This is a genomic window from Sphaerisporangium cinnabarinum (assembly GCF_055567015.1).
The window spans coordinates 18,875-45,137 of the sequence record NZ_JBVHRG010000004.1 but is presented as its reverse complement, the minus strand read 5'-3'; the positions used below and the strand labels follow the sequence as shown (position 1 = coordinate 45,137).

23 protein-coding genes are annotated in these 26,263 nt (G+C 74.4%); 7 read left to right on the top strand and 16 right to left on the bottom strand.

What is annotated here, in order from left to right:
• The first annotated feature begins 194 nt into the window (after window positions 1-194).
• A complete protein-coding gene (gene sepH, locus ACZ4MO_RS07430) occupies window positions 195-1,307 on the top strand; it encodes a septation protein SepH (protein WP_175008648.1) in 1,113 nt (370 codons plus the stop codon).
• A 13-nt stretch (window positions 1,308-1,320) separates the two neighbouring features.
• On the opposite strand, the gene ACZ4MO_RS07425 is transcribed toward sepH, so the two are convergent.
• The 4 genes from ACZ4MO_RS07425 to ACZ4MO_RS07410 all read right to left on the bottom strand — a co-directional run bounded on the left by ACZ4MO_RS07425 (window position 1,321) and on the right by ACZ4MO_RS07410 (window position 6,657).
• Window positions 1,321-1,962 (bottom strand): thymidine kinase, encoded by a 642-nt coding sequence (locus tag ACZ4MO_RS07425; RefSeq protein ID WP_175008649.1) that lies wholly within the window; start codon window positions 1,960-1,962, stop codon window positions 1,321-1,323.
• A gap of 69 nt (window positions 1,963-2,031) precedes the next feature.
• The gene (locus tag ACZ4MO_RS07420) at window positions 2,032-3,234 is read right to left on the bottom strand and encodes an alkaline phosphatase family protein (RefSeq protein WP_175008650.1); all 1,203 of its coding nucleotides are present in this window, start codon (window positions 3,232-3,234) and stop codon (window positions 2,032-2,034) included.
• Window positions 3,231-3,824 carry a DUF5998 family protein gene (locus ACZ4MO_RS07415; RefSeq protein WP_074806042.1) on the bottom strand — a complete coding sequence of 198 codons (594 nt, stop codon included), beginning with the start codon at window positions 3,822-3,824 and terminating at the stop codon, window positions 3,231-3,233. Before ACZ4MO_RS07415 ends, ACZ4MO_RS07420 begins: the two co-directional genes overlap by 4 nt.
• Before the next feature lie 73 nt (window positions 3,825-3,897).
• The gene (locus tag ACZ4MO_RS07410) at window positions 3,898-6,657 is read right to left on the bottom strand and encodes a GNAT family N-acetyltransferase (protein ID WP_175008651.1); all 2,760 of its coding nucleotides are present in this window, start codon (window positions 6,655-6,657) and stop codon (window positions 3,898-3,900) included.
• A 258-nt stretch (window positions 6,658-6,915) separates the two neighbouring features.
• Here ACZ4MO_RS07410 and ACZ4MO_RS07405 point away from each other — a divergent pair, with 258 nt between their 5' ends.
• The 5 genes from ACZ4MO_RS07405 to ACZ4MO_RS07385 all read left to right on the top strand — a co-directional run bounded on the left by ACZ4MO_RS07405 (window position 6,916) and on the right by ACZ4MO_RS07385 (window position 13,477).
• Entirely contained in the window at window positions 6,916-9,366 is a 2,451-nt protein-coding gene (locus ACZ4MO_RS07405; protein WP_175008652.1) for a DNA topoisomerase (ATP-hydrolyzing), read from the top strand.
• A gap of 98 nt (window positions 9,367-9,464) precedes the next feature.
• Entirely contained in the window at window positions 9,465-10,787 is a 1,323-nt protein-coding gene (locus ACZ4MO_RS07400; RefSeq protein ID WP_175008653.1) for a SpoIIE family protein phosphatase, read from the top strand.
• Window positions 10,788-10,883: 96 nt separating this feature from the next.
• On the top strand, window positions 10,884-11,927 hold the full coding sequence (locus tag ACZ4MO_RS07395; RefSeq protein WP_186810409.1) for a zinc-binding dehydrogenase: 1,044 nt from the start codon (window positions 10,884-10,886) through the stop codon (window positions 11,925-11,927).
• 95 nt (window positions 11,928-12,022) lie between these two features.
• Window positions 12,023-12,898, top strand: coding sequence for an MmyB family transcriptional regulator (locus ACZ4MO_RS07390; protein ID WP_175008654.1), 876 nt, complete (start codon window positions 12,023-12,025; stop codon window positions 12,896-12,898).
• A gap of 9 nt (window positions 12,899-12,907) precedes the next feature.
• Window positions 12,908-13,477 (top strand): DapH/DapD/GlmU-related protein, encoded by a 570-nt coding sequence (locus ACZ4MO_RS07385; RefSeq protein ID WP_175008655.1) that lies wholly within the window; start codon window positions 12,908-12,910, stop codon window positions 13,475-13,477.
• Between the two features lie 4 nt (window positions 13,478-13,481).
• Here ACZ4MO_RS07385 and ACZ4MO_RS07380 read toward each other — a convergent pair whose 3' ends face one another.
• Together ACZ4MO_RS07380 and ACZ4MO_RS07375 are read right to left on the bottom strand one after the other, a co-directional pair.
• Window positions 13,482-13,808, bottom strand: coding sequence for a hypothetical protein (locus tag ACZ4MO_RS07380; RefSeq protein WP_175008656.1), 327 nt, complete (start codon window positions 13,806-13,808; stop codon window positions 13,482-13,484).
• The gene (locus ACZ4MO_RS07375; RefSeq protein ID WP_175008657.1) at window positions 13,793-14,500 is read right to left on the bottom strand and encodes a lysoplasmalogenase family protein; all 708 of its coding nucleotides are present in this window, start codon (window positions 14,498-14,500) and stop codon (window positions 13,793-13,795) included. The genes ACZ4MO_RS07380 and ACZ4MO_RS07375 overlap by 16 nt, the downstream gene beginning before the upstream one ends.
• Before the next feature lie 119 nt (window positions 14,501-14,619).
• Between ACZ4MO_RS07375 and ACZ4MO_RS07370 the strand changes: the two genes are divergently transcribed.
• Window positions 14,620-15,180, top strand: coding sequence for a mycothiol transferase (locus tag ACZ4MO_RS07370; protein ID WP_175008658.1), 561 nt, complete (start codon window positions 14,620-14,622; stop codon window positions 15,178-15,180).
• A gap of 4 nt (window positions 15,181-15,184) precedes the next feature.
• On the opposite strand, the gene ACZ4MO_RS07365 is transcribed toward ACZ4MO_RS07370, so the two are convergent.
• From ACZ4MO_RS07365 to sufB, 10 genes are all read right to left on the bottom strand, one after another.
• The gene (locus ACZ4MO_RS07365; RefSeq protein WP_175008659.1) at window positions 15,185-15,610 is read right to left on the bottom strand and encodes a nitrite reductase (NAD(P)H) small subunit; all 426 of its coding nucleotides are present in this window, start codon (window positions 15,608-15,610) and stop codon (window positions 15,185-15,187) included.
• Complete coding sequence (nirB, locus tag ACZ4MO_RS07360) at window positions 15,607-18,162, bottom strand: nitrite reductase large subunit NirB (RefSeq protein ID WP_175008703.1); 2,556 nt, start codon at window positions 18,160-18,162, stop codon at window positions 15,607-15,609. Before nirB ends, ACZ4MO_RS07365 begins: the two co-directional genes overlap by 4 nt.
• A 301-nt stretch (window positions 18,163-18,463) precedes the next feature.
• Window positions 18,464-19,933, bottom strand: coding sequence for a helix-turn-helix domain-containing protein (locus ACZ4MO_RS07355; RefSeq protein WP_175008660.1), 1,470 nt, complete (start codon window positions 19,931-19,933; stop codon window positions 18,464-18,466).
• Window positions 19,934-20,107: 174 nt separating this feature from the next.
• Window positions 20,108-20,461, bottom strand: a complete 354-nt coding sequence (locus ACZ4MO_RS07350; RefSeq protein ID WP_074805999.1) for a metal-sulfur cluster assembly factor — start codon at window positions 20,459-20,461, stop codon at window positions 20,108-20,110.
• Window positions 20,458-20,994, bottom strand: coding sequence for a Fe-S cluster assembly sulfur transfer protein SufU (sufU, locus tag ACZ4MO_RS07345; RefSeq protein WP_175008661.1), 537 nt, complete (start codon window positions 20,992-20,994; stop codon window positions 20,458-20,460). The genes ACZ4MO_RS07350 and sufU overlap by 4 nt, the downstream gene beginning before the upstream one ends.
• 11 nt (window positions 20,995-21,005) lie before the next feature.
• The gene (locus ACZ4MO_RS07340) at window positions 21,006-22,322 is read right to left on the bottom strand and encodes a SufS family cysteine desulfurase (RefSeq protein WP_175008662.1); all 1,317 of its coding nucleotides are present in this window, start codon (window positions 22,320-22,322) and stop codon (window positions 21,006-21,008) included.
• 27 nt (window positions 22,323-22,349) lie between these two features.
• Complete coding sequence (gene sufC, locus ACZ4MO_RS07335) at window positions 22,350-23,132, bottom strand: Fe-S cluster assembly ATPase SufC (protein WP_137280410.1); 783 nt, start codon at window positions 23,130-23,132, stop codon at window positions 22,350-22,352.
• 67 nt (window positions 23,133-23,199) lie between these two features.
• Complete coding sequence (locus ACZ4MO_RS07330; RefSeq protein WP_021480875.1) at window positions 23,200-23,544, bottom strand: non-heme iron oxygenase ferredoxin subunit; 345 nt, start codon at window positions 23,542-23,544, stop codon at window positions 23,200-23,202.
• Window positions 23,541-24,797, bottom strand: coding sequence for a Fe-S cluster assembly protein SufD (gene sufD / locus ACZ4MO_RS07325; protein WP_175008663.1), 1,257 nt, complete (start codon window positions 24,795-24,797; stop codon window positions 23,541-23,543). The genes ACZ4MO_RS07330 and sufD overlap by 4 nt, the downstream gene beginning before the upstream one ends.
• A 1-nt stretch (window position 24,798) precedes the next feature.
• Window positions 24,799-26,259: a Fe-S cluster assembly protein SufB gene (sufB, locus tag ACZ4MO_RS07320; protein ID WP_074805987.1), complete on the bottom strand. Its 1,461-nt coding sequence runs from the start codon at window positions 26,257-26,259 to the stop codon at window positions 24,799-24,801.
• Window positions 26,260-26,263: the final 4 nt, after the last annotated feature.

Below are 26,263 nucleotides of genomic sequence, written 5' to 3'. Positions count from 1 at the left end.
CGGCTCGGGGATGGGACGATGGCACCCTCGAGGGAGCGGTGGCGCGGGTGTCGCGGTCCACGGCGCACGGCGGTCCGGCACGCGGCCGGGCCCCGGGCGACCGGGACGGCACCACGAGCGGCACACGGGCGGCACACGAGCAGCACACGAGCAGCACCGCGAGCGCCACCGGGCGCGGCGACACGGGAGGGTCCATGGACGAGCTGGAGCTGGTGAGACTGCACGAGGACGGGGAGCACCTCGTCCTGCGCGCGACGGGTGGCGCGCAGTTCGTGCTGCCCATCACCGAGGCGCTGCGCGCGGCCGTACGGCGCGACCGCCCGCACCTGGAGCACCTGCGCGCGGAGGGCGAGCGCAACCTCGCCCCGCGGGAGATCCAGGCCCGCCTGCGCGCCGGGGACTCCGTGGAGGCGGTCGCCGAGGCCGCGGGGCTCGGCGTCGAGCACGTGCGCCGGTTCGCCGGTCCGGTCGTCGCCGAGCAGGAGTACGTCGTCGAGCGCGTGCGCGGGCTGCGCCCGGGGCACGACGAGGACTCCCCGACGGTGGGCGAGCTCGTCGCGCAGCGGCTCGCCGCGCGCGACGTCGACCCCGCCGCGGTCGCGTGGAGCGCCGCGCGCGAGCACGGCTCGCCGTGGGTCGTGACGGCGACGTTCGAGGCCGGGACCGGGGAGCGCACCGCCCGCTGGACCTACGACCCGGCGACGCGCGCGCTGCAGGCGCTCGACGACGAGGCGCGCTGGCTCTCCGGGACGGACGCCCCGCGCGACCCGGCCCCCGGGGACGTCGCGGTGTTCGACGTGGACGCGACCGCGCGCAGCGCCCGCGGACTGCGGTCCGCGCCGCCCGCCGACGACGGGACGGCCGAGCTGCTCGACGACCTGAGCCAGCGGCGCGGCGTGCGCCCGCGCAAGGACCCGACGCCCGCGGGCGACACCGTGGGGCAGGAGCCGTTCGAGGGATTCGGGCCGCTCGCCCCGGGGAGCCGTGCGCAGGACGAGCCCGAGGGCGGCTTCTCCGGCGGTCTGCCCGCGGGTGCGACCGTGGTGCACCTGCCGACGATCCGACCCCAGCAGAGCCCCGTCGTCGCCGACGCGTCCGCGGACGGTCACGACGAGCCCGCGCGCCCGGAGACCGACGCGCCCGGGCAGGCGGGCACGGCCGACGACGGGCCCTCGCCGGCCGACGCCGACGGCTCCGCGAGCGTCGCGCGGCCCCAGGCCGCGCGCGAGGCCCGCAAGGGGAAGAACCGGTCGCGCGCGAAGGTCCCGAGCTGGGACGAGATCGTCTTCGGGGCCCGCCCCGAGTGACGACCGCGTCGCGTCAGCGCGGCAGGTCGAGCGGCAGCCCGTCCTCCGTCGCGTGCCGGCGCGCGACCGCCGTCGTCATGCGCCGCATGTGGTGGCGGCGGCACAGCACCTCGTAGCCGATCTCCCCCGAGCCGGCCCGGACGTCCCCGACGACGACCTGGTCGCCCTCCACCACCATGCGTCCGTCCACCGTGCGCGCGTTGTGCGTGGCGCGCCGACCGCACCAGCACAGCGACTCGACCTGCAGGACCTCGACACGGTCCGCGAGCTCGATGAGGCGCGCGGACCCCGGGAACAGGCGCGTGCGGAAGTCGGCCGTGATGCCGAACGCGAAGACGTCGATCTCCGTCTCGTCGACGAGGCGCGCGAGCTGCTCGACCTGCGCCGGGGAGTAGAACTGCGCCTCGTCGCACACGAGGTAGTCCACGGGCTCCGGCTCGGCGGTGACGAGCGACCAGAAGTCGGTGTGGTCGTGGACCTCGCGCGCGACGACCTCGAGACCGAGGCGCGAGGAGAGCCGGTCGGTCCCGGCGCGGTCGTCGCGCGAGAAGATCAGCCCGCGCCGGCCCCGCGCGGCATGGTTGTGGTCGAGCTGGAGCGCCAGGGTGGACTTGCCGCAGTCCATGGTCCCGGAGAAGAAGACGAGCTCTGCCATCGGCGGTCCTCCGCGAGGTCGGTCGGTGCGGTCGCGCCGGTGGCTCCGGGACGACGGGGCGCGGTCGGGTCAGGTGGCCGCGACGAGCAGCGGCACGCGCATCTCGCGCTCGGTGAGCGAGCCGTGCACGCCCAGGAGCGTGAGCGACGCGGGCGTCTGGGTGCGCGAGTCGACGACGGTCGCCCGCCCTCGCAGCGCGACCATGACGTCGCCGGCGGCGGCGACGGCCTCGGGGCGGGGGGCGGGCCCGAGGAAGCCCCGCGCCAGCACCTCCTCCCGCTCCAGCACGAGCGCGTCGTCGCCCAGGACGTCGCGCCAGCGCGCGGCGACGGCCGCCGACTGGCCGGGCTCGGTGTACACGTGGACGGCGCGCGGCTCGCCGCCGACGAGCTCGACGCCGCGTGAGAGCGCGGGGTCGGTCGCGACGTCGCGGCGCAGCGCCGGGTCGACGTCGACCATGCCGTGGTCCGCGGTGACGAGGACGAGGGTGCCCCGCGGCACGGACCGCACGAGGCGCGCGAGCTCGCGGTCGAGCGCCTCGAGCTCGTCGCCCCACTGCCACGACGTGCTGCCGTGGTGGTGGCCCGCCTTGTCCACCTCGCCCCAGTAGACGTAGACGAGCCCGGGCCGGGACAGCGCGCGGACGGCCGCGTCGACACGCCCCGACAGCGGCTCGGCAGACGCGTACGTGCCACCGCGCAGCGCGGCGACCGTCATGCCCGACCCGGCGAACCGGGCCGGGCCGGTCGACGTCACCGCCACACCCGCCCCGGCCAGGCGCGCGAGCACCGGCTCCTCGCGCTGGAGCTCGGCGGGCGCGGGAGCGCCCTCCCACGACACCATGTTGGCGAGGCCGCGCGTCACCGGGTTGCGCTGCGTGTACCCGAGCATGCCCGTGCGGCCCGGCGCGGTGCCCGTGCCGAACGCGCCGATCGCGGCGGCGGTCGTGCTGGGGAACGTCGAGGTGAGGGGCCGCGCGTCGGGCAGGAGCGAGCGCAGGAACGGCGCGTGACCCGCGCGCTCGGCGAGGTTGAGGTGGCCGAGACCGTCGACGAGCACGACGCACACGCGCTCGGCGCGCGGGAGGTCGAGGGCGCTGCGCGCGGCCCCGCTCGCGAGCCCCGTGGCCGTCGTCAGGCTCACGCCCAGCGCGCCCGCGGCGGCGGGCAGGACCGCCGCGAGGCCGCCCGTCCCGTACTCGGGCGCGAGCAGACCAGGAGGGAGCGCCGGGGCGGCGACCGGGGCCGGCGCGTCCGCGGGTGCCTCGCTCACCGGGCGCTGTGCCGCGTCGTCGAGCGCGACAGGGCCCGCGCGAAGTCCACCGCGGCCCGCACGGCGTCCCGGCCCTCCGCCTCGGCGCTCACCCGGACGACGACGTCGTCAGGCGTGATCTGGCCGGTGAGCCCGTGGTCGGCATCGCACGCGGGGTCGGGGCAGCCGGCGGGCTCGAGGTCGACGCGCGAGACCGCGCCCCAGCCGAGCGCGAGCGTGACCTCGAGGGGCGCGGTGCCCGCACGGTGCTCGTGCGGCTCCGCCACGACGTGCGTGAGCGAGACCGACCGCACCTCGGACAGGGGCACCGCCTCGGTCGTGGCGGCGGCGGAGGCCGACGGGTTCTCGCTGTCCGCCGGGTGGTCGTCGACGTGCGCCGTGACGAGCCGCGTGGGGGTGAGGACGAGCACGGTGAGGTGGCGGCGCACCTCGGTCGCGTCGAACGTCGTCTCGGGGAGCACGAGGTGCGAGACGATCTCCTCCCCCGCGACCGCGAGGTCGAGGACGTCCGCGACGAGCTCCGGGTAGTAGCCGGCGCGGTGGAGCTGGGTCGTCAGGTCGGTCCAGGCGTTGGAGGTAGCAGAGGGCACCCGCGCATTGTCCCATCCGGCGCCGGGCCGGGGCCACCCGCCGTCGGGTCCTGGGCGGGCAGGGATCGGCCCGTCAGCCCGGCAGGGCCCGCCGGAGCGCGTCGGCGCGCTGCGCGTCGGCGAGCGTGACGCGCGCGCTGAGGACCGCGGCCCCGTGCTCCGAGACGACGACGGGGTACAGCTCGAGGCTGCGGACCTCGGGCAGGTCGTCCGCGAGCACGGACACGCGCGCCAGGACGTCCTCGAGCGCGGCCGTCGCGACCACGTGCGTGCCCATGTAGCCGAAGAGGCGCGGCGCGGCGCGCACCGAGCGGACCATGGCCGCGACGTCGACGTCGGTCAGGGGCGGCACGCCGTAGGCGACGTCGCCGAGGAGGTCGACGGCGTCGCCCGCGAGCCCGAACGAGACGACGGGCCCGAAGAGCTGGTCCTCGGTCGAGCGGACCACGCACGCGACGCCCGCGTCGGCCATCGCCTGGACCTCGAACGGCTCGTCCGCGGCGCCCGGCAGCACCGCCGCGAGCGCCTCGCGCATCTGCGCGAAGTCCGTGCGCAGCTCGGTCTCGTCCGCGATGTCCAGCCGCACGCCCCCGAGGTCGGCGCGGTGCCGCAGGCCTGCCGCGGTGCTCTTCAGCGCCACGGGCCAGCCGACCTCGCGCGCGGCCTCGACCGCCTCGTCGGCGCTGCGCACCCGGCGCGCGGGCCAGACCCGCACGCCGTAGCACGCGAGCAGCTCCGCCGTCGTCGTCGGGTCGAGGTCGACGGCGTCCTGGCCGGCGAGCGCGCCCTCGACGAGCGCGCGCGCCCGCACCGGGTCGACGCCGGCCGGGCGCACGGGCGTGCCGTGGTCGGCCTCGCGCCAGCGCGCGTAGCGCACGACGGCGCCGAGCGCGGCGACGGCGTCCTCCGGCGTCGAGTAGGCGGGGACGCGCACGAGGGCGTCCCCGGTCCCGGCCTCCGCCGCGGGGGCGGGCGCCGAGAGCTCGTCGGTGAGGCCGTGCAGGCCGAGCATGCTCGCCACGGTCGTGCGGCCCGTGCGCGCGGCCGCGTCCGCGACGGCGCGCGAGACGTCGGTGCGCCGGGGCCCGACGACGGGGACCTGCACCACCACGACGACGTCGCACGCGTCGGGCGCGTAGAGCGCGTCGACCGTGGCGGCGAGCTCGTCCGCGGACGCGTCCTCGGGCAGGAAGTCCGAGCGCGCGACGACGAGGCCCGCCGACGCGGACGCCTCGGCGACGAGCGCGGCGAGCGACGCGGAGCTCGCGAGGATGCCGACGCGACGCCCGGCGGGGAGCGGCTGGTGCGCGAGGAGCTGGGCGATGTCGATCATGTGGTGCGTGTTCTCGGCACGGATGACGCCGGACTGCCGGAGCATCTCCTCGAGCGTCCGCCGCGGCGCGCGCGTCGAGCGGACCGCGTGCCCCGGCGGCACGACGTGCCCCGAGCGCCCGGCCGTGACCACGACGACGGGCTTGACCGACGCGAGGCGGCGCGCGATCCGCGAGAACTTGCGCGGGTTGCCGATGGACTCGAGGTAGAGGCACACGACCTGGGTCGCGGCGTCGTCCTGCCAGTACTGCATGAGGTCGTTGCCGGAGACGTCCGCGCGGTGCCCGGCGGACAGGAACGACGACACGCCCAGGCCACGCCGCGCCGTCGTCGCGAGGAGGGTCACGGCCATGGGCGCGGACTGGCTGAACAGGCCCACCACGCCGGGGGCCGGCAGGTCGTGGGCGAGGGTCGCGGCGAGCGCCGGACGGTCGGGTGCGTCGCCCGTGCGCAGCAGCCCGTAGCTCGCGGGCCCGACGACGCGCAGGCCCGCCGTGTGCGCGACGCGCAGGAGCTCGCGCTGCAGCGCGAGCCCGTCCGGCCCGGTCTCGGCGAAGCCGGCCGACAGCACGACGACGCCTCGCACCTCGAGGCGCGCGAGCCGGCGGACCGCGTCGATCGCCGCGGGCGGCGGCAGCGCGACGACGGCGAGGTCGACGGGGCCGGGCACGTCGGCGAGGGATGCGTGCGACCGCCCCTCCCCCGGCGCGCGCGCGGCACCCACGACGTGGACCGTCACGGCGCTGCGGTCGAGCGCGGCGAGCGCGCGCTGCGCCAGCAGGCGGTCGAGGGCCTCGCCGTCGTGCTCCGCGCCCGCGTCGAGCGGGGCGTCGGGACCGACGAGCACGACGCTCGTGGCGCCCAGCAGCCCCTGCATGCTCCGGGCCTCCGCGCGGTGCTCGCGGTCCGCCATGACGGCCCGGGACCGTTCCGTGGGGTCGAGGTCGACGCTGACCTGGACGAAGCCGTCGTCCATCTGCTGGCGCACGTCGTACCCGGCCTCGCGGAACACGGCGAGCATCTTGCCGTTCTGCGGCAGCACCTCGGCGGTGAAGCGGCGCACGCCACGCTCGCGCGCCGCCGCGGCGACGTGCTCCAGCAGCACGGAGCCCAGGCCCCGCCCCTGCGCGGAGTCGGCGATGTTGAAGGCGACCTCCGCCTCGGCCGGTCCGGTGCGGTCGAACCGCGCGACGCCGATGATGTCCTCGCCGCCGTCCCCGGGGGCGCTGTCGCGCGGTCGCACGGCGACGAGCGCGACGCGGTCCACGTGGTCGACGCGCGTGAAGCGCTCGAGGTCGCGCTCGGACAGCCGCTCCATGGGCGCGAAGAACCGCAGGTACGTGGAGCGCTCGGACTGGCCGACGTGGAAGCGCTGGAGCGCGTCGGCGTCCTCGGGGCGGATGGGCCGCACGTGGGTGGTGGTCCCGTCGCGCAGCACGACGTCGGCCTCCCACTCCACCGGGTACCGGTCCGGGCCCCGCCCCGGCGCGCCGTCGTTCACGCCCCCAGGCTATGCGGTCGCGCGCGCGGTGCGCCTGCGCCACCCCGGCCCGAGGCGGGAGGACAATGGTCCCGGCAGGCGTCGCGGGACGGAACCCCGCACCGCGCCGCGGCAGGCGCCGTGGCACCGCGTGTCGGACCCGTGGCGTACCCTCGCGTGCGGCACGCAACCGCAGCACCCCGGCCGGCACAGCGCCGGCCACGACGGCACAGACCCCGCGCCACCGCGGCGCACCGAACGGCAGGAGCCCGCAGGCCCATGGCGCGCAAGTCCTCGACCCCCTCGATCGACCCGGCCGAGGTGAACGAGAAGATCGTCGACGTCGACGTCCAGGCGGAGATGGAGACGTCGTTCCTCGAGTACGCCTACTCCGTCATCTACTCGCGCGCCCTGCCCGACGCGCGGGACGGCCTCAAGCCCGTCCAGCGCCGCATCCTCTACATGATGGCCGACATGGGGCTGCGCCCCGACCGCGCCCACGTGAAGTCGGCGCGCGTCGTCGGCGAGGTCATGGGCAAGCTGCACCCGCACGGCGACGCCGCGATCTACGACGCGCTCGTGCGCCTCTCCCAGGACTTCTCGCTGCGGCTGCCGCTGGTCGACGGGCACGGCAACTTCGGCACGCTCGACGACGGCCCCGCCGCGTCCCGGTACACCGAGGCGCGCCTCGCGCCGCCGTCGCTCGCGATGACGGCCGGGCTCGACGAGGACGTCGTCGACTTCGTGCCGAACTACGACAACAAGCTCCAGCAGCCCGAGGTCCTGCCCGCGGCGATCCCCAACCTGCTCGTCAACGGCGCGTCGGGCATCGCGGTCGGCATGGCCACCAACATGGCGCCCCACAACCTCGTCGAGGTCGTCGCGGCGGCGCGCCACCTCGTCGCGCACCCGGACGCCGACCTCGAGTCGCTCATGCGGTTCGTGCCCGGCCCGGACCTGCCCACGGGCGGCAAGATCGTCGGCCTCGACGGCGTCCGGGACGCCTACCGCACGGGCCGCGGGACGTTCCGCACGCGCGCCACCGCGCGCGTCGAGAGCCTCACGCCGCGCCGCAAGGGCATCGTCATCACCGAGCTGCCCTACCTCGTCGGCCCGGAGAAGGTGATCGAGAAGATCGCCGAGGGCGTCAAGACGAAGAAGATCCAGGGGATCACGGCCGCGACCGACCTCACGGACCGCGAGCACGGGCTGCGCATCGTCGTCGAGGTGAAGACGGGCTTCAACCCCGAGGCGGTGCTCGAACAGCTCTACAAGTTCACGCCGCTCGAGGACTCGTTCGGCATGAACAACGTCGCGCTCGTCGACGGCCAGCCGCGCACGCTCGGCCTGCGGGAGATGCTGTCGGTGTGGGTCGACCACCGCATCGACGTGGTGCGCCGTCGTTCCGCGTACCGGCTGCGCAAGCGCTCCGAGCGGCTGCACCTCGTGGACGGCCTGCTCGTCGCGATCGTCGACATCGACGAGGTCATCCAGGTGATCCGGTCGTCCGACGACACGGCGACCGCCCGCGGCCGCCTGCAGACGGTGTTCGACCTGTCGGAGCCGCAGGCGGAGTACATCCTCGAGCTCCAGCTGCGCCGCCTCACCAAGTTCTCGCGCATCGAGCTCGAGAAGGAGCAGGAGACGCTGCGCCGCGAGATCGAGGAGCTCCAGGAGATCCTCGGCAGCGACGCGCGGCTGCGCGCCGTGGTGTCGGGCGAGATGGCGGACGTCGCCAAGACGTACGGCACCCCGCGCCGCACGATCCTGCTGGAGTCCGCGGGCGCGGCACCGACGACGACCTCGGCCGTCCCGCTCGAGGTCGCCGACACCACGTGCTGGGCGCTGTTCTCCGCGACCGGGCTGCTCGCCCGCACGAGCGACGAGACGGAGCCCGCGCGCTCGGGACCGCGCGCCGCGCACGACGTGCTGCGCGCCGCGGTCCGCACGACCGCGCGCGGCGAGGTCGGCCTCGTCACGAGCCGGGGCCGCATGCTGCGCGTCTCCGTGCTCGACCTGCCCGCGCTCCCGCCGACGGACAACGCGCCGAGCCTGTCCGGTGGCGTCCCGCTCAGCGAGGTCGTCGCGCTCGAGCCGGGCGAGGACGCGGTGACCATCGCGTCGCTCGACCCCGACGCTCCCCCGCTCGCGCTCGGCACCGCGCAGGGCGTCGTCAAGCGCGTCACCCCGGGCGACGTCCCGGGCAACCGCGACGAGTGGGAGGTCATGGGGCTCAAGGACGGCGACACCGTCGTGGGCGCGGCGCCCGCGACGGACGCCGACGAGCTCGTGTTCGTCTCCAGCGACGCGTCCCTGCTGCACTTCGACGCGTCCGCGGTCCGGCCGCAGGGCCGTCCGGCCGGTGGCATGGCCGGCATCCGGCTCGCCGACGGCCAGCGGGTCGCGTTCTTCGGCGTCGTCCCGGCCGACGTGCGCGACCTCGGCGTCGTCGTCACCGTCGCGGGGTCGTCCGACGCGCTCCCCGGGACCCAGACCGGCGCCGGCAAGGTGACGCCCTACGAGCTCTACCCCGGCAAGGGCCGCGGGACCGGCGGCGTCCGCGCGCACCGGTTCCTCAAGGGCGAGGACGCGCTCATCCTGGCATGGGTCGGCCAGGGGCCGGCGCGGGCCACGGGGTCGGGCGGGCAGTCGGTCGACCTGCCCCCGGTCGACCAGCGCCGCGACGGGTCGGGCACGCCCCTCGCGTCCCCCGTGACGGCCGTCGGGTAGCCCACGGCCCGCTCGGCCGGCCGTCGTCGTGCTCCGGGCGAAGGGCGGGGGCGAGCGCCCGCCCTTGCGAGTGCGCGGAATGGGGGCACGCTTGAGGTGTGGCCGAGAACGATGGGGGCGTCGTCCGCACGCCCTCGGACGTCGACGGGGCGGTCGGCCCCGTCGACTACCACGCCGTCTTCTCGGTCCTCTCGGCGCCCAAGGCGGTCCTCGCACCGGACCTCACGATCCTCGACGCGAACGAGTCCCTCCTGCGCACGATCGACGCGCCCGCGAGCGCCGTCGTCGGCCGCCACTACCTCGACATCTTCCCCGCCAACGGGCCGGACAGGAGCGCCGTCGACCGAATCGTGCTGTCGCTCGAGCGCGTCGCGCGGACGGGTCGTCTCGAGATGATCGGCCCGCACCGGTACGACCTGCGCGGGCCCGGCGGCGGGTGGGCCGAGCGCTGGTGGATCACGACGAACCTCCCCGTGCTCGACGCCGCGGGCCGGGTCACGGCCGTCGTCCACCGCGCGGAGGACGTGACGTCGGTCGTGCGGGCCGGCGGGGTCGCGATCCCGGGCGTGGGGCGCACGACCGGCCCCGCGGACGCCACCGCGCTCTCGGTCGTCGACCAGGCCCTGCTGCTCGGGTCGTCCGTCGACCGGTACGCGGACGTCATCACGCGCGAGCGCCGCGCGTCGCTCGCCCTCCAGGACTCGGTGCTCACGCCTCCCCCGCGCATCCCCGGCCTGACGATCGACGTGCGGTACCGCCCGGCGGTGCCGGAGGTCCACGTCGGCGGGGACTGGTACGACGCGTTCGTGCACCCCGACGGCGAGACGACGGTCGTCGTCGGCGACGTGACGGGGCACGACGTCGCCGCCGCGGCCCACATGGGCCACCTTCGTGGTGTGCTGCGGTCGGTCGCGTTCGCGACGGACGCCGGACCCGCCGACGCGCTCGACACCACCGAGCGCACCGCCGAGGGGCTCGGGCTCCAGGCGCTCTCGACCGTCGCCGTCGCGCGCATCGGCACGCCCGGTCTGACGGGGCGACGGGCGGTGCGCTGGGCCAGCGCCGGCCACGTCCCGCCCGTCGTCCGTCGCGCGGACGGCACCGCGCGCGTGCTCGCCGACCGCCCGTCCCCGATGCTCGGCGTCGGCCTGGGCGGTCCGCGCACGGAGCACCGGACGTCCCTCGACCCGGGCGACACCCTCCTGCTCTACACCGACGGTCTCGTCGAGCGTCGGGACCGGTCGCTGCGCGACGTGCTCACCGAGCTGCCGCGCCGCGTCGAGGCGCTCGGCGACCTCGCGCCGGACCAGCTGCTCGACGCGCTCCTCGCAGAGCTCGTGCCCCTCGGCTCGCAGGACGACGTCGCGCTCGTCATGGTGCACGTCGACGGCAACCACGAGCGCACGAGCGCGGGCGCCTAGCCAGGTACTGCCGGAACCCTGCTGGAGCGGGACTCCCACGCGGGCCGGGGGCCGGTGTCGAATGGTGAGCGCACCCCACACGGCAAGGAGAGCTCCATGAAGGCCACGGTCATCTACGGCGCGGGCGACGTCCGGGTCGAGACCCGTCCCGACCCGACGATCCTCGAGCCGACCGACGCGGTCGTGCGCGCGGTGCGCGCGTGCGTCTGCGGCTCGGACCTGCACCCGTACCGCTCGATGGGACGCAGCGACGAGGGCGTCCCGATCGGCCACGAGCTCCTCGGCGTCGTGGAGGAGACCGGGTCCGCCGTCACGACGGTCCGCCCGGGCGACCTGGTGATCGCGCCGTTCGCCTGGTCGGACAACACGTGCGCCGTGTGCCGCGACGGGTTCCAGACCGCGTGCCCCCACGGGGGCTTCTACGGCAACCCGGGCGACGTGGGCGGCCAGCAGGCCGAGCTCGCGCGCATCCCGCTCGCGGACGGCAGCCTCGTCGCCGTGCCGGACGTCGACGAGACGAGCCCGCTCCTGCTGTCGCTGCTGACGCTCTCGGACGTGTATCTCACGGGCTACCACGCCGCGCACATGGCGCGCGTGTCCCCCGGCCAGACCGTCACCGTCGTCGGCGACGGCGCGGTCGGGCTGTCCGCCGTGCTCGCCGCACGCCAGATGGGCGCCGAGCGCATCATCCTCATGGGCCGTCACGAGGCCCGGACCGACCTGGGGCGCGAGTGGGGCGCGACCGACGTCGTCCCCGAGCGCGGCGCCGAGGGCGTCCAGCGGGTCCTCGACCTCACGGACGGCCTGGGCAGCCACGTCGTGCTCGAGGCCGTCGGGCACATGCCCGCCTACGAGCAGTCCTACGGCGTCGCGCGCGCCGGGGGCGTGATCAGCCGCGTCGGCGTCCCGCAGTACGACGACGCACCGGTCGGCTTCGCCTCGCTCTTCGGCCGCAACATCACGCTCACGGGTGGGCCCGCCCCCGTCCGCGCGTACCTCGAGGACGCGATCCCGCAGGTGCTCCGCGGCGAGATCGACCCCGGCCGCGTGTTCGACAAGGCCGTCGTGCTCGACGACATCGCCGAGGGCTACGCCGCGATGGACCGCCGCGAGTCCCTCAAGACGATCGTCACGTTCTGACCGGCGGGACGCTCGGACCGGGCGTGCGCGGCGTGGGGGTGCCGCCCGCCCGCGCCGCGCCGTCGTCCCGCACTACCGTGAAGGACGTGGAGGCCATGGACAACCGTTCCGAGGTGCGCGAGTTCCTCATGAGCCGCCGGGCCCGGGTGACGCCCGAGCAGGCGGGCATCGAGACGTTCGGCGGACGCCGGCGGGTCGACGGGCTGCGTCGCGACGAGGTCGCCCGGCTCGCCGGCGTGAGCGTCGACTACTACACGCGGCTCGAGCGCGGGAACCTGCGCGGAGTGTCCGACGCCGTGCTCGAGTCCGTCGCGCGGGCCCTCCTCCTCGACGCGGCCGAGCGCGAGCACCTGCTCGACCTCGCGCGCACCGCCAACCCCGTGGGCGCTCGCCCGCAGCGCGGCCACGGCGACACACCGGTGCGCCCCGAGCTGCAGTACCTGCTCGACGCGATCACGACCGCGCCGGCGTTCATCCAGAACGACCGCATGGACCTCGTGGCCGCCAACGCCCTCGGGTCCGCGATGTACGCGCCCATGATCGCGGGCTCCGCGGGCCCGGCGAACTTCTCGCGGCACATCTTCCTCGACCCGACGTCCCACGACTTCTACCCCGACTGGGACCGAGCGGCGTGGACGAACGTCACGATCCTGCGGCGCGAGGCCGGCCGCAGCCCGCACGACCGGCGGCTCCAGGCGCTCGTGGGCGAGCTGTCGACGCGCAGCGAGCGGTTCCGCGAGCTGTGGGCGTCCCACGACGTGCGTCGGCACTACGCCGGGCAGAAGACGTTCCGCCACCCCGTCGTCGGTGAGCTCGAGCTGCACTACCAGACGCTCGAGCTCCACGGTGACCCCGGGCTCGGCATGACCGTGTACACCGCGACCCCGGGGTCCCCGACCGAGGAGTCGCTGCGCCTGCTCGCGTCGTGGGCGGCGACCGCGGCCTCGGCCACCGCGACCCTCACCGACTGAGAGGAACCCATGGACCTGGCCGACCTGCTGGCCGAGCTCGACGCCGGGCGGACGATCCCTGGCGGCTCGCCGCTGCACGCCGTCATGCACCGCACGAGCCAGGAGGCGCTGCGCATCGCCGGCGAGCTCAACGGCGCCTACCGCTCCCCCGAGCGGGTCCGCGAGCTGCTCGCGGAGCTGACGGGCAAGCCCGTGCACGAGTCCGTGAACCTCTTCCCGCCCTTCACCGCCGACTTCGGCAAGAACCTCACCCTGGGGCGTGGCGTGTTCGTCAACTCCGGCTGCCGGTTCCAGGACCAGGGCGGCATCCTCGTCGGGGACGGGTGCCTCATCGGGCACAACGCCGTCCTCACGACCCTCAACCACGACCTCGACCCGGCCCGCCGCGCCGACATGCACCCCGCACGCGTGGTCCTCGGCCGCAACGTCTGGCTCGGGGCGAACGTGACCGTCCTCCCGGGCGTGACGATCGGGAACGACGCCGTCGTCGGGGCCGGTTCCGTCGTCACCCGGGACGTGCCGCCGCGCACGGTCGTCGTCGGCACACCCGCTCGCGTCGTCCGCGCGCTCGACGCCTGAGGCCTCAGTCGCCCTCGAACCGCAGCTCTGCCCCGAGCTCCCGACGACACCGTTCGGCGAGCGCGACGACCGCGCCCAGGACGACGGCGTCAGGAGGGGACGAGCGGTCCATGAGGATGTGCAGCTCGTCGAGGAGCTGTTCCATCTCGGAGCCGCTGAGCACGACGTCACCGTACGGATCGACCCGCGCGAGCATCGGCAAGCCGCTGGCCGGGAGCAGCCGGGCCAGCACGTCACCGTCGTCGGGCACCACGTCGACAGACGTCGTGGAACGACGCCGGGGACTCGTCCCCTGCTGGACGACCCTCGCGAGCGTCACGTCGACGCCCATGCGGCTCCTCCCTTCTCCGCGACGGGGACCACCGCCGCACGCTCTCGACGGAGCACACCGAGCACGAGCAGCACCTGGCCGACGACGTAGGTGAGCATGACCCAGAGGCCGTGCCCGGGCAGGTCGTACGACGGGGCGAAGGCGTTCAGCGCGATGAGCGCGTCGGACAGGAGGAAGACCGCACCCCCGACCGCGGCGAGCCGGTCGACGCCCGTCGCGACCACGGCCATCGTCACGAGGCACACGCCATAGACGACGACCGGGACGAGCAGCGACCCGGTGCCGGGCGCGCAGGCGACGACGAGGGCGAGCAGCGCGAGGCCGTACGGCACGAGCGCGAGCGGCCGGCGCAGCACCGAGCCCGCACGGTACGGCCAGAACGCGATCGTGTACGTGATCTGGGCGCAGAGGAAGAACCCGACCATGACCAGGAAGGCGGTGTCGCCGTCGGCGAGGTCGGGTGCGGTGTCGCCGAGCCACGAGAAGCCCAGCGCGACGAGCGTGAGCCGGATGAGCCGCGAGCGCCGGCCCGGGTCGTCGGCGGCGCGACGCCGCGCGGCGAGCCAGAGGCACCCGGCCAGGACCGGCATGAGGAACCACTGCGACGAGTCGGCGAGGGTCTCGGCACCGACGAGGTGGGCGACGAGGTGGACGAGGGTGAGCAGGGCGAGCGCGCCCCACGCGACGATCATGGGCGAGGAGACTCCTTCGGTCGTGCACCGGCGTCCTTGCCGGCGGTGGCCGATCCTAGCGCCCGGGGCCGCCGACGAATGACCTTGTGGGGAGCACCGGCGCGCGCGAGCATGGGGCGATGACCGAGGAGCCTGTGCGCTGGACCCGCGCGACCGTCTACCCGGACATGTGGGTGGATCCCGACGAGGACCCGCGCAACACCGACGGCGTGAGCCCGGACGGCGAGCTCGCGACGCTGCTCGACTACACGGCGAGCTACCGGACGACGCTGCTCATGAAGTGCGAGGGCCTCGACCCCGAGCAACTCGCACGGCGCTCCGTGCCGCCGTCGACGATGTCGTTGCTCGGCCTCGTCCGCCATCTCGCGGAGGTGGAGCGGGAGTGGCGCGGGTGGGTCTCCGACGACGACGGCGAGCCGGCGCTGTACGGGGGGCACGACGCGGACTTCGACGGCGCGGTCGCCGACCAGGGCGTGGTCGACGAGGCGTACGCGAACCTGGCGCGCGAGCAGGCCGCGACCGACGCGGTGCTGGCGCGGCACCCGGACCTCGGGGAGCGGCTCGGCGCGGACCGGGTCGCGGTCCGCGAGGTCCTGGTCCACCGGATCGAGGAGTATGCCCGGCACTGCGGGCACGCCGACCTCCTGCGCGAGCGGATCGACGGCAGGACCGGCCAGTAGGTCCTCAGCCGACGACGGCCCTGCCGCTCACGTCGTCGCGCGTCCCGCCGTCCTCGCGCATCGAGGTCGCGACGTCCGCGACGAGGACGCGCCCGTCGCGCACCTCGGCCGCGAAGACCGCCAGGGGTCTGCGGTCCTTGCCCCCGGCGTCGAGCACCTCGCCGGTGTCGACGTCCCAGACCTGCTTGAGCATCGGGGTGGTCACGGTGTCGACGTCGCGCTCCGTGCCGTCGTCGAGCGTGACGCGGTGCGTGCCGACGAGGCCGCGCGACATGACGTTGGCGCCGGAGTAGGGGTCCCGCTGCTGGACGGCTCGCACGGTGCCGTCGGCGAGCCGGAAGACGGCGATCTGGATCCCGCCCAGGAGGGCCCCGACCCCGCGCTCGGGCTCGAGGTCGTCGAGCGCGCAGATGTCGACGAACGTGCTCATCGGACGTCCTCCAGCTCGGCGCGGGCGGCAACGAGCGCGACGTCGCGCGCCCCGCGGGGGTCCGGGTAGGCGACGGCGTCGGTCTCGTCGGCGGGACGGACCTGCCCGCGCTCGGGGACGAACGCGAGGTCGCCGTCGACGACCTCCGGCGCGTTGACGAACGGCGTGAACTTGCGCAGCTTGGCCGGGTCCGCGAGCGTCGCGCTCCACTCGTCCTCGTAGTCGCGCACGTGCTCGGCCATCGCGGCCTCGAGCTCGTCGGCGATCCCCAGCGAGTCCTCGACGACGACGCGGCGCAGCTCCTCGAGCCCGCCCGCGCGCTCCGCGACCCAGGGCGCCGTGCGCTGGAGACGGTCGGCCTCCTGGACGTAGAGCATGAGGAACCGGTCGACGTAGCGGACCAGGGTCTCGTCGTCGAGGTCCTCGGCGAGGAGCTGGGCGTGGGCCGGCTGGGCTCCGCCGTTCCCGCCGACGTAGAGGTTCCACCCCTTGTGGGTCGCGATGATGCCGACGTCCTTGCCACGAGCCTCGGCGCACTCGCGCGCGCACCCGGAGACGCCGAACTTGATCTTGTGCGGCGAGCGCAGGCCGCGGTAGCGCAGCTCGAGCCGCACCGCCATGGCCGACGAGTCCTGCACGCCGAACCGGCACCACGTGCGCCCGACGCACGTCTTCACGGTGCGCAGCGACTTCCCGTACGCGTGCCCGGACTCGAAACCCACGGCCGTCAGGCGCCGCCAGATCTCCGGGAGCTGGTCGAGGCGCGCGCCGAACATCGCGAGCCGCTGGCCGCCGGTGACACGCACGTAGAGCCCGAAGTCGTCGGCGACCTTCGCGAACTCCAGGAGCTGGTCCGCACGCACCTCGCCCCCGGGCATCCGCGGGATCACCGAGTAGGTGCCGTTCTTCTGCAGGTTCGCCATGACGTGGTCGTTGGTGTCCTGGAGCGCGGCCTGCTCGCCCTCGAGGACGTGCCCGCGGCGCAGCGTCGAGAGGATCGACGCGACGGTCGGGCGGCAGACCGCGCAGCCGCGGCCCGTCCCGTGCGCCGCGACGATCTCGGAGAACGTGCGCAGCCCTTCCTCCCGCACGATCCGGTACAGGGTCGCCCGGGACATCGCGAAGTGCTCGCACAGCGCGTCCGAGACGGTGACCCCTGCCCGGGACAGCTCGCCGTTCAGCAGCTTCGTGAGCGCCGGGACGCACGACCCGCACACCGTGCCCGCCGTCGTGCAGTCCTTGACCTGCCCGATCGTCCGGCAGCCGTGCTCGGTCACCGCGGCCCGGACCGTCCCCGCGTCGACGTTGTTGCACGAGCACACGACGGCCTCGTCGGGCAGCTCGGTCTCGGCCAGGCCCTCGCCGTCGGGCGCGATCACGGCCGCGGGGTCGGCGCCGAGCGGGCGGCCCAGGAGCGGACGCAGCGCCGAGTAGAGCTCGATGTCGCCGACGAACACGCCGCCCAGCAGCGTCGTCGCGTCGTCCGAGAGCACGAGCTTGCGGTACCGGCGGTGGATCGGGTCGACGAACGAGACCTCGAGCGCGCCCGCGCTCACCGCGTTGACGTCGCCGAACGACGCCGCCTCGACGCCCACGCCCTTGAGCTTGGTGCCGTCGTCGGTGCGCCGGTGCACGCGCTCGCCGCCGAGGAAGCGGTCGACGACGACGTCGGCCATGTCGTTCCCGGGCGCGACCAGGCCCGCGCACGCGCCGTCGACCGACGCGCACTCGCCGATCGCCCACACGCCCGGGTCGGAGGTCTGGCACGCCTCGCCGACGACGACGCCGCCGCGTTCGCCGATCGCCAGGCCCGCCTCGCGCGCCACCCTGTCGCGCGGACGGATGCCCACGGAGAAGACGACGACGTCCGTCGCCAGCTCGGAGCCGTCCGTGAGCTCGACCGAGCCCACGGACCCGTCGCCCGCAGGCAGGAACCGGTGCGCGCCCGCACCGGTGCGGACCGTGACGCCGAGGTCCTCGATGAGCAGGCGCAGCATCTCGCCGCCGCCCTGGTCGAGCTGGACGCTCATGAGCCGGTCGGCGAACTCCACGACCGTGGCCTCCGCGCCGAGCCGCTGGAGCGCCGCCGCCGCCTCGAGGCCCAGCACGCCACCGCCGACGACGACGCCGCGCACCGCCCGCCCCAGCGCCCGCTCGCGCAGGCGCACCCACTCGGCGAGCCGCTCGACGTCGTCCAGCGTGCGGTAGGTGAACAGTCCCGGCAGGTCCGTGCCCTCCGCGCGCGGCGTCCACGCCCACGAGCCGGTCGCGAGCACCGCGCGGTCGTAGTGGACCTGGCGCCCCGACCGTGTCGTCACGACGCTCGCCGTGCGGTCGAGCGACGCGACCGCGTCCCCGGTGACGAGCATGACGCGCGGGTCGTCCCACACCGCGCGGTCCAGGGTGAGGGCGTCGACGTCGCGGGCGTCGAACCACTCGGACAGGTGCACGCGGTCGTACGGCTCGTGCGGCTCGTCACCGATCACGGTGACGGACCAGGCGCCCTCGGGGTCGCGCGTGCGCAGGCCCGCGACGAGGCGGTGGGCCGTCATGCCGGCGCCGACGACGACGATCCGGTCGCCGTCCAGGGGGCCGTCGGGGGACGGGGGCTGAGAGAGGGAGGGCACGGGGAGCACTTTCGAGAGGCGGGGGCTGCGTCGAGGCCCCGACCCGGGTGCGACCGGTGCCTGCCCCGACCCTAGGCGACGCGGTCCGACCACAGCCGCCCCCGGGGACCAAGGTCCTCGGTACCCACGGCGAAAGCCACCCGCCGGCCATGCGTGCGGTGGGAACGGCACGACGCCACGCCCCGGACGGGACGCGGCGTCGTGCCGCCGATCGTTCGGCGGGGGCTCAGGCGTTCGCGAGCTCGCGGGCCTCGTCGGCCAGCTGGTCCTCGTAGCGACGCACGACGCGGCTCACGGTCGACCGCGACGCCGAGACCCGCTGGGCGATCTCGCGCTGGTTGAGGCCCTCGCGCGCGAGCTCGACGATGCGGCGGTCGCGCTCGGCCATCGGGTCCTCACCGAGCGTCGTCCCGGCGTCGTCCGCCGGCGTCGGCTCCACGTCCTGGGGCCGCGGGAGGTCGAAGACCTCGACGCGGCGCGTGTGCCCCGTCACGGCCGGCGGCTCGGGGGCCGACGGCGTCTCCGCCTCCTCGGGGGCGGGCTGCTCCCACGGGAGCGGCCGCGTGCGACCGAAGATCTCCTTGACTCGTGCCTCGAGGTCCGGCAGGGCCTCGAACGCGGGCTCGGCGGCGGGCGCGTCCTCCGCAGTCTCCGCGTCGGTCGCCTCGGCCGTCGCCTCGGCGGCGGGCAGGTCGCGGGTCACCTCGCGCACCGGGAGGTCGGCCGACGGCGCACCGTCCGTCGGGACCTCGTCGCGCAGCGCGGCGTCGGTCGTCACGGCGTCGGTCGTCACGACGTCGACCGGATCGGGAGTCGGGGAAGTCTCGACCGCGTCGGTGTCGTCGTGGCGCGCGGGCCCCGGCGCGAGCAGCGCCGGGCCGCTCGCCCCGGCGGCCACGGCGGCCACGGCCATGGGCGGCTCGGCGGGCGCGGGAGCCTCGGACACCGCGGCCCCCGCCTTGCCACGCGCGGTGCCGCGCTTCGCGGAGCTCGCCCCGATGAGGTCGAGCCGGTTGCCGTGCCGCTCGGCGGCCTCCAGGCGGTCGACCCAGACCTGCATGCGACGCTCGAAGTCCTCGACCGTCAGCAGCTTGAGCGCGGCGTCCCGGGCGGCGCGCTGCCGCTCGTGCGCGGCACGGACCTTGCGCAGGTCCGCAGGCGAGCCAGCGCTGTCGGCGCGCGCGTCACGCCACTGCTCCAGCGCGGAGACGTACCCGTGGACGCGCAGCTCACGACGACGCTCCTCGAGCGTGTGCCCCGTGACCATGTGCCGCTCCCCCACGAGGGCGAGGTGCCACATGAGCGCGGCGACCAGCGGCGGCACGAACCGGAACACCACCATGTACGGGGTGCTCGCCGTCGGGACGGCGATCTCGTGCAGCGCCGCGAACAGGCCCGACGTCCCCGAGAGCACCCACGTGAGCGCGAGGAGCACGCCGTAGGGCCGCCCCTCCAGCGCCGCGTTGCGCGCCATGAGCGCCACGGCGACGAGGCTGATCTCGAGGAAGCCCGCGAGCCCGTACGCCTCGAGCGGCGACATGTGGGCCACCTCGAGACCGAACAGGACCATGCCGCTGTACGCCAGGGCGGTGGCGATCGTCGCCGCGATGACCACCGCCACCATCGGGAGGTGCCGGCCGCGATAGCGCACCTGCCGCGGGGAACCGCCCGCGTCGGTCTGGTCCTGCTGTGTCACGTCGTCCTCCGAAAAGTGGTGTGGGCGCACATATCCCAACACTCAGGACGATCCGCGTCAACGTACCGGAAGGGGCGAACCGCGGACGGAGGCGGACGGCACGTCTCGCCCTGCCGGGAACAGCACGACGCCGCGCCCCCTGACGGGGACGCGGCGTCGGTCGGAGCGGTGATCTCAGACGTTGAAGCCGAGCGCGCGGAGCTGCTCCTTGCCGTCGTCGGTGATCTTCTCCGGGCCCCACGGCGGCATCCAGACCCAGTTCACGCGGAAGCCGTCGACGAGACCCTCCAGGGCCTGCGCGGACTGGTCCTCGATGACGTCGGTCAGCGGGCAGGCCGCGGACGTGAGCGTCATGTCGATGACGGCGTGGTTGTTCTGGTCGATCTGGATGCCGTAGACGAGGCCGAGGTCGACGACGTTGATGCCGAGCTCCGGGTCGATGACGTCGCGCATCGCCTCCTCGACGTCGGCGACGTTCGGCGGGCTCGGCGTGGCGCCCGCGGCGGGCGCGCCGGTCTCGGTGGTCATCGGTTCTCCTCCGTCGTTCCCCGCGCGGCGAGCGCCGCGTCGGAAGCCATTGCGGTTGATGCGTCGCCCAGCGCGCTCAGGGCGCCCGAGGTGACGAGCGAGTCGCGCAGCGCGGCCCAGCCGAGCAGGGCGCACTTGATCCGTGCCGGGTAGCGCGAGACGCCCGTGAACACCGTGGCGTCACCGAGCTCGTCCTCTGCGGCCTCGTCGAGGCCCTTGCCGCGCGAGCCCATGAGCTCGCGGAACACGTCGCCGAGGTGCTCGGCCTCGGCGGCCGGCCGCCCCGTCACGAGGTCGGTGAGGACGGACAGGGACGCCTGCGAGATGCTGCAGCCCTGCCCCTCCCAGCTCACGCGGTCGATCGTGTCGCCGGCGAGCTCGACGCGCAGCGTCACCTCGTCGCCGCACGTGGGGTTCACCTGGTGCGACTGGCCGCTGGCCGCGCCGTCGGCCACCTCGACCAGGCCCCGGCCGTGCGGGGTCTTCGCGTGGTCCAGGATGACCTGCTGGTACATCTGCTCGATCGAGCTCATCGGGTCCTCTCTCAGTCCACCGAGAAGAACGCGCGCACCCCGGCCAATGCTTCCCGGAACGCGTCGACGTCCTCGCGCGTGGTGTACACCGACGCGGACGCGCGCGCGGTCGCGGCGACCCCGAAGCGGCGGTGCAGGGGCTGGGCGCAGTGGTGACCGACGCGCACGGCGATGCCCGCGTCGTCGAGCACCTGGCCGACGTCGTGCGCGTGCACGCCGTCCACGACGAACGACACGACGGCGAGCCGGTCCTCGGGCTCGCGCGGGCCGATGATGCGCACGCCGGGGATCTCCCCGATGCGCAGCAGCTCCGCGGCGAGCTCGAGCTCGTGCGCGGCGACGCCGTCCATCCCGAGCTCGTGCAGGTACTTCGCGGCGGCGCCGAACCCGACGACCTGCGCGACGGGCTGCGTGCCGGCCTCGAACCGCTGCGGCGGCGCCATGTACGACGACTCGGTCATCGTGACGACCTCGATCATCGACCCGCCGGTGGTCACGGGCGGCAGCGCCTCGAGCAGCTCGCGCCGCCCGTACAGCACGCCCACGCCCGTGGGCCCGAGCATCTTGTGCGCCGAGAACGCGGCGAAGTCGACGCCGAGCGCAGGCAGGTCGACCGGCAGGTGCGGCACGGACTGGCACGCGTCGAGCACCGTGAGCGCCCCGACCTCGCGCGCCCGGGCCACGATCGGCTCGACCGGCGTGACCGCGCCCGTCACGTTCGACACGTGCGTGAAGGCCACGACGCGGGTGCGCTCGGTGATGACGGTCGCCGCGTCCTCGACGCGCACGCGGCCGTCGTCGTCCACCTCGAACCAACGCAGGACGGCCCCGGTGCGGGCCGCGAGCTCCTGCCACGGGACGATGTTCGCGTGGTGCTCCGCCTCGGTGAGGACGATCTCGTCGCCCGGCGCGAGCGCGAAGCGGCGGGCCGCCTCTCCCCCGCGGCCGAGCGTCGCGTTCGAGATCCCGTACGCGACGAGGTTGATCGCGGCCGTCGCGCCGGACGTCCAGACGATCTCGCCCGGACGCGCGCCGACGAACGCCGCGACGTCGTCCCGGGCGTCCTCGAACGCCTCGGTCGCCTCCTCGGCGAGCTGGTGCGCGCCGCGGTGCACGGCCGCGTTGCGCTCCTCGTAGAAGTCGACCTCGGTGTCGAGGACGACCTGCGGCTTCTGCGACGTCGCCGCGGAGTCGAGGTAGACGAGCGGACGACCACCACGCACGGTGCGCTCGAGCAGCGGGAAGTCCGCCCGCACGGCGGCGAGCTCGACGTCGGTCAGGCGCGCCGGACCGGCCTGCTGCCCTGCGGGGTGCGCGGTGGTCGTCATGGTCGTCTCCTCAGGTGGTGCGAGCGCTCAGGCCGAGGCGGCCGAGGCGGACTCGACGGCGCCACCGAGGTAGCGGTCGTAGCCCTCCTCCTCCAGGCGCTCGGCGAGCTCGGGGCCGCCCTCCTCCGCGACCTTGCCGTCGACGAAGACGTGGACGAAGTCCGGCTTGATGTAGCGCAGGATGCGCGTGTAGTGCGTGATGAGGAGGATGCCCGCGTCGGTCTCGCCGTGGACGCGGTTCACGCCCTCGGAGACGATGCGCAGCGCGTCGACGTCGAGGCCCGAGTCGGTCTCGTCGAGGACGGCGAACTTCGGCTGGAGGAGCTCCATCTGGAGGATCTCGTGGCGCTTCTTCTCGCCGCCGGAGAAGCCCTCGTTGACCGAGCGCTCGGCGAAGGAGTCGTCCATGCGCAGGCGCTCCATGGCGCCCTTGACGTCCTTGACCCAGTGGCGCAGCGCGGGGGCCTCGCCGTCGATCGCGGTCTTCGCGGTGCGCAGGAAGTTGGACACGGACACGCCGGGGACCTCGACCGGGTACTGCATGGCGAGGAACAGGCCGGCACGGGCGCGCTCGTCGACGCTCATGGCGAGGACGTCCTCGCCGTCGAGCGTGACGGTGCCGCCGGTGACCTGGTACTTGGGGTGGCCGGCGATCGAGTAGGCGAGCGTGGACTTGCCCGAGCCGTTCGGGCCCATGATGGCGTGGACCTCGCCGCTGGCGATCGTCAGGTCGACGCCGCGCAGGATCGGCTTCGGCCCTTCCTTGGTCTCGACGCTGACGTGCAGGTCGCGGATCTCGAGAGTGGACATCAGTGGTTCTCCAAGAGGTTCTTGAGCTGGGGGGCGCGCGCGGCGCGCCGGGTCAGAGAAGGTCGGGTCAGGTGGGAGCGACGACGCGGTCGACGTCGACGAGCACCTGCTCGCCGTCGACCGTCACCGGGTAGACCGGCACAGGCCGCATCGCGGGCAGCGCGGTCGGCATGCCGGTCCGCAGGTCGAACTGCGAGCCGTGCAGCCAGCACTCGACGAAGCAGCCCTCGACCTCCCCGTCGGACAGGGACACGGCCCCGTGCGAGCAGATGTCGGAGATCGCGTGCCACCCGCCGTCGCCGTCGCGCACGACCGCGACCTCGACGACGCGCCCGTCCTCGGCCGGGAGCTCGACGCGCAGCGCCTCCTCCGGGCCGAGGTCGGACGTCGTGCAGGCGGGCTGTGCGGTCACGCCGTCGCCTCGGCGGGCTCGGCGCTCCCGTCGATGATCGACATGGACTTGCTCAGCTCGCGCTCGATCGCCTCGAGCAGGCGCTCCTCGACCGACGTGACGCCGATCTCCTGGATGAGCTCGGCGAAGAAGCCGCGGACGACGAGGCGACGCGCCTCGACCTCCGGGATGCCGCGCGCCTGCAGGTAGAAGAGCTGCTCGTCGTCGAAGCGGCCGGTCGCGGACGCGTGGCCCGCACCCTCGATCTCGCCCGTCTCGATCTCGAGGTTCGGCACGGAGTCCGCGCGCGCGCCGTCCGTGAGGACGAGGTTGCGGTTGAGCTCGTACGTGTCGGTGCCCTCGGCCTCGGCCCGGATGAGCACGTCCCCGACCCACACGGCGTGCGCGCCCTCGCCCTGCAGCGCGCCCTTGTACGTCACGCGGGACTTGCAGCGCGGGACGGCGTGGTCGACGAACAGACGGTGCTCCTGGTGCTGGTCCGCGTCGGCGAAGTAGAGGCCCACCATCTCGACCTCGCCGCCCTCGGCGGTGAACTCGGCGTCCGGGGTGACGCGCACGACGTCGCCGCCGAGCGTGACGACCACGTGCTTGAGGCGCGCGTCGCGCCCGATCCGCGCGCGGTGCGACGACGCGTGCACGGCGCCGTCGGCCCAGTCCTGGACGGACACGACGGTGAGGTGCGCGCCGTCCTCGACGACGATCTCGACCGTCTCGTTGAGCGTCGCGGCGCCCACGTGGTCGAGCACGACGACGGCCTCGGAGTGCCGCTCGGCGCGCACGAGGACGTGGCTCGCCGTCGGCGTGGAGCCGTGGCCCTCGATGCGGACCGAGGTGACGTCGGAGGCGACGGCCTCCTTCGGCACCGTGACGACGGTGGCCTGCTCGAAGGCGTTCCACGCCGTCACGGCCGTGCGGTCGCCGGGCTTGCCGGCGGTGCCGAGGCGCTCGTCGTCGCGGCCGACGATCGTGACCTCGACCTCGGGCGCCTCGACGACCGTGACGCGCACGTCGCCGCCGCCGCTCTGCCCGACGATCTTGTCGTCGAACAGGGGCGCGAGCCGCGCCACGGGCGAGAAGCGCCACTCCTCCTCGCGCCCGGAGGGCACGGGGATGTCGGCGAGGTCGAACGACGTGAGCCGCTCGGCGCGCGAGCCCTGGGGCACGACGACGCCGTGGGAGTGCGCCCCGTCGGCCTGCGCGCGCGAGTGGTCGGTGGTCAGACCGGCCTCTTCGGGAACGGTGGTGGTGGTCATATCAGCCGACGGACCCTTCCATCTGCAGCTCGATGAGGCGGTTGAGCTCGAGCGCGTACTCCATGGGCAGCTCGCGCGCGATGGGCTCGACGAACCCGCGCACGATCATGGCCATCGCCTCGGTCTCCTCCATGCCTCGGGACATGAGGTAGAACAGCTGGTCCTCGCTCACCCGCGAGACCGTCGCCTCGTGCCCCATGGACACGTCGTCCTCGCGGACGTCGACGTACGGGTAGGTGTCGGACCGGGAGATCTGGTCGACGAGCAGCGCGTCGCACAGCACGGTCGAGGCCGAGTGCGAGGCACCCTCGAGCACCTGGACCAGGCCGCGGTAGGACGTGCGTCCGCCGCCGCGCGCGACCGACTTCGAGACGATCGACGACGACGTGTGGGGCGCCGCGTGGACCATCTTGGCGCCGGCGTCCTGGTGCTGGCCCTCGCCCGCGAACGCGATCGACAGCGTCTCGCCGCGCGCGTGCTCGCCGAGCAGGTAGATCGCCGGGTACTTCATGGTCACCTTGGAGCCGATGTTGCCGTCGACCCACTCCATCGTCGCGCCCTCGGCCGCGGTCGCCCGCTTGGTCACGAGGTTGTAGACGTTGTTCGACCAGTTCTGGATCGTCGTGTAGCGCACGCGGGCGTTCTTCTTCACGACGATCTCGACGACCGCGGAGTGCAGCGAGTCCGAGGAGTAGATCGGCGCGGTGCAGCCCTCGACGTAGTGCACGTAGGAGCCCTCGTCCGCGATGATCAGCGTCCGCTCGAACTGGCCCATGTTCTCCGTGTTGATGCGGAAGTAGGCCTGCAGCGGGATCTCGACGTGCACGCCCGGCGGCACGTAGACGAACGACCCGCCCGACCACACGGCCGAGTTGAGCGCGGCGAACTTGTTGTCGCCCGACGGGATGACGGTGCCGAAGTACTCCTGGAAGATCTCCGGGTGCTCGCGCAGCGCGGTGTCCGTGTCGAGGAAGATGACGCCCTGGCGCTCGAGCTCCTCGTTGATCTGGTGGTAGACCACCTCGGACTCGTACTGCGCGGCGACGCCCGCGACGAGGCGCTGCTTCTCCGCCTCGGGGATGCCGAGCTTGTCGTACGTCTCCTTGATGTCCTCGGGCAGGTCGTCCCACGTGGCGGCCTGCTTCTCCGTGGAGCGCACGAAGTACTTGATGTTGTCGAAGTCGATGCCGGTGAGGTCGGAGCCCCAGCTCGGCATGGGCTTCTTGCCGAACAGGCGCAGCGCCTTGAGGCGCTGGTTCAGCATCCACTCGGGCTCGTTCTTGAGCCGGGAGATGTTGCGCACGACGTCCTCGTTGAGGCCGCGCTGCGCGATCTGGCCGGCCTCGTCGGAGTCGTGCCAGCCGTACTCGTAGGCGCCGATCGAGGCGATGATCTCGTCGTCGGTCTGCTTCTCACCGGTCGGCAGGGCCGTGCCGGCGGCGTCCTGGGTGGGAGCGCTCATGGTC